We start from the raw sequence: 6056 nt of genomic DNA, 5'->3' as shown, positions 1-6056 counted from the left end.
CAAGCAGAAGAAGGGCGATCCGATCGTCTTCGCCCAGGACGAGGGGGTCCGCGCCGACGCCACGGCCGAGAGCCTCGGCAAGCTGAAGCCGATCGAGAAGGACGGCGTGGTCACCGCCGGCAACGCCAGCCAGCAGAACGATGCGGCCGCGGCCTGCCTGGTCGTGGCCGAGGACAAGCTCGCCGAGCTCGATCTCGATCCCATGGGCTGGTTCGTGAGCTGGGCGGCGGCGGGCTGCGAGCCGTCGCGCATGGGCATCGGCCCGGTGCCGGCCGTGAAGCGGCTCTTCGAGCGCACCGGGCTCTCCTGGGACGACATCGACCTGGTCGAGCTCAACGAAGCCTTCGCGCCGCAGGTGCTGGCGGTGCTCAAGGGCTGGGGCTGGGACGAGCGCGACCGGCTGAACGTCAACGGCTCCGGCATCTCGCTCGGCCACCCGATCGGCGCCACCGGCGGCCGCATCCTCGCGAACCTCTTGCGCGAGCTTAAGCGCCGCGACGGCAAGCTCGGCCTGGAAACCATGTGCATCGGCGGCGGCCAGGGCATCGCCGCGGTCTTCGAGCGCGCTTAGGCTGGGCGGCATGGCCCTCGACGCCGAGACCCGCGAGCAGCTGATCGACACCGTCCGGCGCTTCGTCGCCGAGCGCCTGCGCCCGCTCGAGGCGAAGGTGGCCGAGGACGACGCCATGCCGGCCGACGTCGTCCGGGAGATGAGGGAACTCGGCCTGTTCGGCCTGTCGATCCCGGCGGAGTACGGCGGGCTGGATCTTTCGATGGAGGACGAGTGCCTGGTGGCGATCGAGCTCGGCCGCACCAGCCCGGCCTTCCGCTCCACCTTCGGCACCAACGTCGGCATCGGCAGCCAGGGCCTGGTCATGTTCGGCACGCCCGAACAGAAGCAGAAGTACCTGCCGGGCATCGCCTCGGGCGAGATCATCACCTCGTTTGCGCTCACCGAGCCGGAGGCCGGCTCCGATTCCGCCAACGTCCAGACCCGCGCCCACCGCGACGGCGACGCCTATGTCCTGAACGGCGCCAAGCGCTTCATCACCAACGCCAACAAGGCCGACCTCTTCACCGTCATGGCGCGCTCCGATCCGGAGAAGCCGGGCGCCGGCGGCGTCTCGGCGTTCCTGGTGGAGCGCACGCTCCCTGGCCTCTCGGTCGGCAAGCCTGAGAAGAAGATGGGCCAGCAGGGCGCCCACATCTGCGACGTCATCTTCGAGAACGTCCGCGTGCCCGCTGAGAACCGCCTCGGCCGCGAGGGCGAGGGCTTCAAGGTCGCCATGCAGGTGCTGGACCGCGGCCGGCTGCACATCTCGGCGGTCTGCGTCGGCGTCGCCGAGCGGCTGATCGCCGACTGCGTGGCCTACATGGGCGAACGCAGGCAGTTCGGCCAGGCGCTCAGCAATTTCCAGCTGCTGCAGGGCATGATCGCGGACTCCAAGACCGAGTCGATGGCCGCCAAGGCGCTCACCCTCGAGACCGCCCGCAAGCGCGACGCCGGCCAGGGCGTGACGCTGGAGGCGGCCGCGGCCAAGTACTTCGCCTCCGAGATGGTCGGGCGCGTGGCCGACCGGGCGGTGCAGATCTTCGGCGGCTCCGGCTACGTCGCCGACTACGGCATCGAGCGCTTCTACCGCGACGTCCGCATCTTCCGGATCTATGAGGGCACCAGCCAGATCCAGCAGGTGGTCATCGCCCGCGAGACCCTGAAGCGCGGCGGCTGATGAGCTCGGCGATCGAGGCGGCGATCTTCGAACGGCTCGGCACGCTCCCCGCCGGCAAGTCGATTTCCCCCGAGGAGGTGGCGCGCGCGGTTGATCCCGAGGGGTGGCGCAGGCAATTGTCGCAGGTGCGGGACGCGGCTGTGGCCCTGGCGCGGCAGGGACGGCTCGTCATCTTGCGCCACGGCAAGCCGGCGGATCCGGACGATTTCAAGGGCGTCTGGCGGATGCGTCTGCCGGAGCCCTGACCAGGGAGGTCGCTGATGATCATCTATGGCAACTCGCTCTCGCCATTCGTGCGCAAGACGATGGTGTTCGCCACCGAGAAGGGCTTCGAGTTCGAGCTCGTCGCGCCACAGGCCGGCGGCGAGGCGTTCAAGCAGGCGAGCCCGTTCGGCAAGATGCCGGGCTTCAAGGACGGCGACTTCCTGATCTCGGATTCCACCGCGATCATCACCTACCTCGACGCCATCAAGTCCGAGCCGAACCTGATCCCGACCGAGCCCAAGGCGCGGGCGCGGACCATCTGGTACGAGGAGTACGGCGATACGATCGTGGCGGCCTGCAGCGGCACGATGTTCTTCAACCGCATCGTCTCGCCGCGGTTCTTCGGCCGGCCCGGCGACCTCGCCGCCGCCGACGAGGCCCAGAAGACGGCGTTCCCGAAGGTCGCCGACTACCTCGAGAGCGTCATTCCGGCCTCCGGCTATCTGGTCGAGGACCGCTTCACCCTGGCCGACATCGCCGTCGCGAGCCCCTTCGCCACCGCCAGTCACGCCGGCTGCCCGCTCAACCCGAGCACCCATCCCAAGGCCTACGGCTATATCGAATCCATCCTGGCGCGGCCGGCGTTCGCCAAGCTGATCGTCCAGGAGACGCAGGCGCTCGCCGCCACCGCACAGCGCGAACCCGCCTAGGCGATTGGTCGCAACGCGAAGCGGTCTCCCCACGCGTCGGTGAGAGGTAGGGTGCGCGCGTGACGGAGCTGCAAGCCCTGCTGGAGGAGATCGCCGCCTGCCGCGCCTGCGCCGGGGCATGGCCGCACGAGCCGCGGCCCGTGGTGCGCGTCTCGGCCGAGACGAGGATCCTGATCGCCGGCCAGGCGCCGGGCCGGCGCGTGCACGAGAGCGGCCTGCCGTTCGACGACCCCTCGGGCGACCGCTTGCGCGCCTGGATGGGTGTGGATCGCGCGACCTTCTACGGCGACGCCCGCATCGGCGTCGCCGCCATGGCCTTCTGCTTCCCCGGTACGAATCCGAAGGGCGGCGACTATCCGCCGCCCCGGCGGTGCGCCGAGCTCTGGCGCGGGCGGTTGCTGGCGGAGCTGCCGCACGTCGAGCTCACCCTGCTGGTCGGCTCCTACGCCCAGGCCTGGACGCTGGGCCGCCGCTGCGGGCCGCTCAATGAGACCGTCCGCGCCTGGCGGGCGCACCTGCCCGAGCGGCTGGTGCTGCCCCATCCGTCCTGGCGCAACACCGCCTGGCTGAAGCGAAACCCCTGGTTCGAGGCCGAAGTTACGCCCTATCTCCGCCAAAGGGTCCGCGAAATCCTGAGTTGATTCCACACCTGCCATGCCGCGCCTGCTGATCGTTCTCACCGCGCTCGCGCTCTCCGCCTGCACCCCGCTGCTCGTGCAGCGGCCGCTGAGCCCGCCCGCCGCCTTCTCCGGTCCGCGCCTGGAGGACGACCGTGTGGTGAGCTTCGACGGCGCGCGGCTTGGGCTGCAGCACTGGGACCCGGTGGGCGATCCCTGGGCGGTGATCGTGGGCGTCCACGGCATGAACGACTACTCCAACGCCTTCCACCTGGCCGCGCCGTGGTGGGCGAGCCAGGGGGTGGCGACCTACGCCTTCGACCAGCGCGGGTTCGGCCGCTCGCCGGACCGCGGCGTCTGGGCGGGCGAGGCGCTGATGACCGAGGACTTGCGGACCGTCGTGGCCCTGGTCCGCCGCAAGTTCCCGCACGCCATCATCGCCGTTGCGGGCGAGAGCATGGGCGGGGCGGTGGCGGCGGTCGCCTTCGCCTCCGACCGGCCGCCCGCCGCCGATCGTCTCATTCTGATGTCCCCGGCCGTCTGGGGCTGGAAGGAGCAGCCGCTGCCGAACAAGACGCTGCTCTGGTTCGCCGCGAACTTCACCGCCGGCAAGGTCTACGAGCCGCCGCGCTGGCTCACCTCGAAGATCAAGCCCACCGACAATCGCGAAGAGCTGATCGCCATGGGCCGCGACCCGAAGATGATCTGGGGCGCGCGCTCCGACGCGATCTTCGGCCTGGTCTCGCTGATGAGCGACGCTTCCGACGATGTGGGCCGCGCCTCCGTGCCGACATTCTACCTGCACGGCGCGCACGACCAGATCATCCCCAAGTCCGCCGCCTATCGGGCCGCCGCGCACCTGAAGCCCGCCGACCGTTCGGCCAACTACGCCAACGGCTATCACCTCCTGATGCGCGACCATGAGGGCCCGATCGTCTGGGCCGACGTGCTGTCGTTCATCCGCGACCCGCAGGCGCCGCTCCCCTCCGGCGCACCGCCCATTCCGCATTCGCCGGCGCGAGGCGCGGAAATTGCACGGGTTGCTGGAGGCTTGTGAGCGCCCTTCCACCGGCGTAGAGCGCTCGCGAAACCATTTTGCACAGCAGGCGCTGCAATTAGCATGACCTTGTTCGATTCGGCCGACTTCGAGGGACACGAAGGCGTCCACGCCTTCTTTGACGAAAAAACCGGCCTGAAATGCGTGATCGCCGTCCATTCGACGGCTCGGGGCCCGGCGGCCGGCGGCTGCCGCATGTGGCCCTATGCGAGCGCCGAGGCCGCGCAGGACGATGCGCTGCGGCTCTCGCGCGCCATGTCCTACAAGAACGCCATGGCCGACCTCGACCTCGGCGGCGGCAAGGCGGTGATCATCGGCGACAGCCGCACCCAGAAGACGCCGGCGCTGTTCGAGGCGTTCGGCCGCGCCGTGGAGACCCTGGGCGGCCGCTACTGGACGGCCGAGGATGTCGGCGTCTCGCCGGGCGACCTGGTCCATGCGCGCAAGGCCACGCGCTACGTGGCGGGCCTCGAGGGCCACCCCGCGGCCTCGGGCGACCCCAGCCCGGTCACCGCCGAGGGCGTGTTCCGCGGCCTGTGCCTTTGCGTGCAGCGGGCGCTGGGCCGCGACCTTGCGGGCGTGACCGTCGCGATGCAGGGCGTGGGCCATGTCGGCGGCCGTCTTGCCGACAAGCTCGCGGCCGTCGGCGCCAAGCTCGTCATCACCGACGTCAATCCCGAGGTCCTGCACGCGGTCGCCGCCCGCACAGGCGCCAGGATCGTGCCGCCGGCCGCGATCTTCGACGCCGAGGCCGAGGTCTTCGCCCCCTGCGCCCTGGGCGGCGCGATCAGCGCCGAGACCTTGCCGCGGCTCAGGGCGCGAGTGATCGCCGGCGCGGCCAACAACCAGCTCGCCGATGCGGCGGTCGGCCGGGCGGTGTTCGCCCGCGGCATCCTCTACGCGCCCGACTACGTGCTGAACGGCGGCGGCATCATCAATGTGGCCGGCGAGATCCGTGCGCTGGAGCGGGGCGAGGCCTTCGACCCCGCCTGGGTCGACGGCAAGCTTGATCGCCTCGCCCAAACCCTGGAGGAGGTCCTCGACCGGGCGAAAGCCGAGAACCGTCCCACCAGCGAGGTCGCAAAGGAGATCGCCCGCAACCGGATCAGCCTCGCCGCGGAAGCGAAGCGGCAGGCCGCCTAGCGATCCACGCCTCGCGCGTCAGCAGCCAGACCTCCCGCGGATATTCGCCGGACATGTAGGCGGCGGGCTCAGTGCCGATGAGCTCGGCGCCCTGCTTCTCCTTCACCCGGTGCGAGGCCACGTTCGGGACGGCGTTGGTGAGGTAGAGGAACGGCCACTCGAGGACCCGGAACGCGTAGTCGGTGACGGCGTCGGCCGCCTCCGTCATCAGCCCGCGGCCCCAGTAAGCACGTCCGAGATAGAAGCCGCGCATGTCGCGCAGCTGCCCGTCGAACGGCCAGAGGTCGATCCGGCCGATCGCCTCATCATCGCCGTCCTTCAGGGTGATCACCCAATAGAAGCGCTCACCGCGGGCGCGCTTCTCCAGCGACTCGCGGGTGTTCGTCTCGGCTCCGTCAGGCGGATAGGGCCACGGGATGCCTGCGTGCAGGTACTTGAGCAGCTCCCAATCGGGAAAGCAGCGCTGAAAGGCCGGCGCGTCGCGAAGTTCGAGCGGCCGCAGGATCAGCCGCTCGGTTTCGAGCACGGGAGTGGGCGGCAGAGGAAGTTCGAACGCCATGACAGGGTCTCCGAGAGGGGCCGGAGGCCAGGCGCT

The 6056-nt window shown here is 70.2% G+C and carries 7 protein-coding genes and 1 pseudogene; 7 read left to right on the top strand and 1 reads right to left on the bottom strand.

Annotated elements, in window-relative coordinates:
* The 7 genes and pseudogenes from Q0W60_RS17115 to Q0W60_RS17085 all read left to right on the top strand — a co-directional run.
* Nucleotides 1-571: pseudogene (locus Q0W60_RS17115) on the top strand (acetyl-CoA C-acyltransferase); the annotation flags it as partial.
* A 10-nt stretch (nucleotides 572-581) separates the two neighbouring features.
* A complete protein-coding gene (locus Q0W60_RS17110; RefSeq protein WP_297697290.1) occupies nucleotides 582-1730 on the top strand; it encodes an acyl-CoA dehydrogenase family protein in 1149 nt (382 codons plus the stop codon).
* The gene (locus Q0W60_RS17105) at nucleotides 1730-1975 is read left to right on the top strand and encodes a DUF3253 domain-containing protein (protein WP_297697289.1); all 246 of its coding nucleotides are present in this window, start codon (nucleotides 1730-1732) and stop codon (nucleotides 1973-1975) included. The genes Q0W60_RS17110 and Q0W60_RS17105 overlap by 1 nt, the downstream gene beginning before the upstream one ends.
* A gap of 15 nt (nucleotides 1976-1990) precedes the next feature.
* Nucleotides 1991-2644: a glutathione S-transferase family protein gene (locus Q0W60_RS17100; RefSeq protein WP_297697288.1), complete on the top strand. Its 654-nt coding sequence runs from the start codon at nucleotides 1991-1993 to the stop codon at nucleotides 2642-2644.
* Between the two features lie 59 nt (nucleotides 2645-2703).
* Nucleotides 2704-3285, top strand: a complete 582-nt coding sequence (locus Q0W60_RS17095) for a uracil-DNA glycosylase family protein (protein WP_297697287.1) — start codon at nucleotides 2704-2706, stop codon at nucleotides 3283-3285.
* 13 nt (nucleotides 3286-3298) lie between these two features.
* Nucleotides 3299-4318 (top strand): alpha/beta fold hydrolase, encoded by a 1020-nt coding sequence (locus Q0W60_RS17090; RefSeq protein WP_297697286.1) that lies wholly within the window; start codon nucleotides 3299-3301, stop codon nucleotides 4316-4318.
* Nucleotides 4319-4381: 63 nt separating this feature from the next.
* Nucleotides 4382-5461 (top strand): Glu/Leu/Phe/Val dehydrogenase dimerization domain-containing protein, encoded by a 1080-nt coding sequence (locus tag Q0W60_RS17085; protein ID WP_297697285.1) that lies wholly within the window; start codon nucleotides 4382-4384, stop codon nucleotides 5459-5461.
* On the opposite strand, the gene Q0W60_RS17080 is transcribed toward Q0W60_RS17085, so the two are convergent.
* Nucleotides 5424-6020, bottom strand: a complete 597-nt coding sequence (locus Q0W60_RS17080) for a GNAT family N-acetyltransferase (RefSeq protein WP_297697284.1) — start codon at nucleotides 6018-6020, stop codon at nucleotides 5424-5426. The genes Q0W60_RS17085 and Q0W60_RS17080 overlap by 38 nt on opposite strands.
* Nucleotides 6021-6056 lie beyond the last annotated feature (36 nt).

The sequence above is a fragment of the Phenylobacterium sp. genome (genome assembly GCF_025934275.1).
Lineage (GTDB): Bacteria > Pseudomonadota > Alphaproteobacteria > Caulobacterales > Caulobacteraceae > Phenylobacterium.
This window is presented reverse-complemented; position numbering and strand designations above follow the sequence as displayed.

What these genes read in the sequence shown, in the direction of transcription:
- Q0W60_RS17110 (WP_297697290.1), top strand. Translation starts at nt 582, where the DNA reads ATGGCCCTCGACGCCGAGACCCGCGAGCAGCTGATCGACACCGTCCGG.
- Q0W60_RS17105 (WP_297697289.1), top strand. Translation starts at nt 1,730, where the DNA reads ATGAGCTCGGCGATCGAGGCGGCGATCTTCGAACGGCTCGGCACGCTC.
- Q0W60_RS17100 (WP_297697288.1), top strand. Translation starts at nt 1,991, where the DNA reads ATGATCATCTATGGCAACTCGCTCTCGCCATTCGTGCGCAAGACGATG.
- Q0W60_RS17090 (WP_297697286.1), top strand. Translation starts at nt 3,299, where the DNA reads ATGCCGCGCCTGCTGATCGTTCTCACCGCGCTCGCGCTCTCCGCCTGC.
- Q0W60_RS17085 (WP_297697285.1), top strand. Translation starts at nt 4,382, where the DNA reads ATGACCTTGTTCGATTCGGCCGACTTCGAGGGACACGAAGGCGTCCAC.
- Q0W60_RS17080 (WP_297697284.1), bottom strand. Translation starts at nt 6,020, where the DNA reads ATGGCGTTCGAACTTCCTCTGCCGCCCACTCCCGTGCTCGAAACCGAG.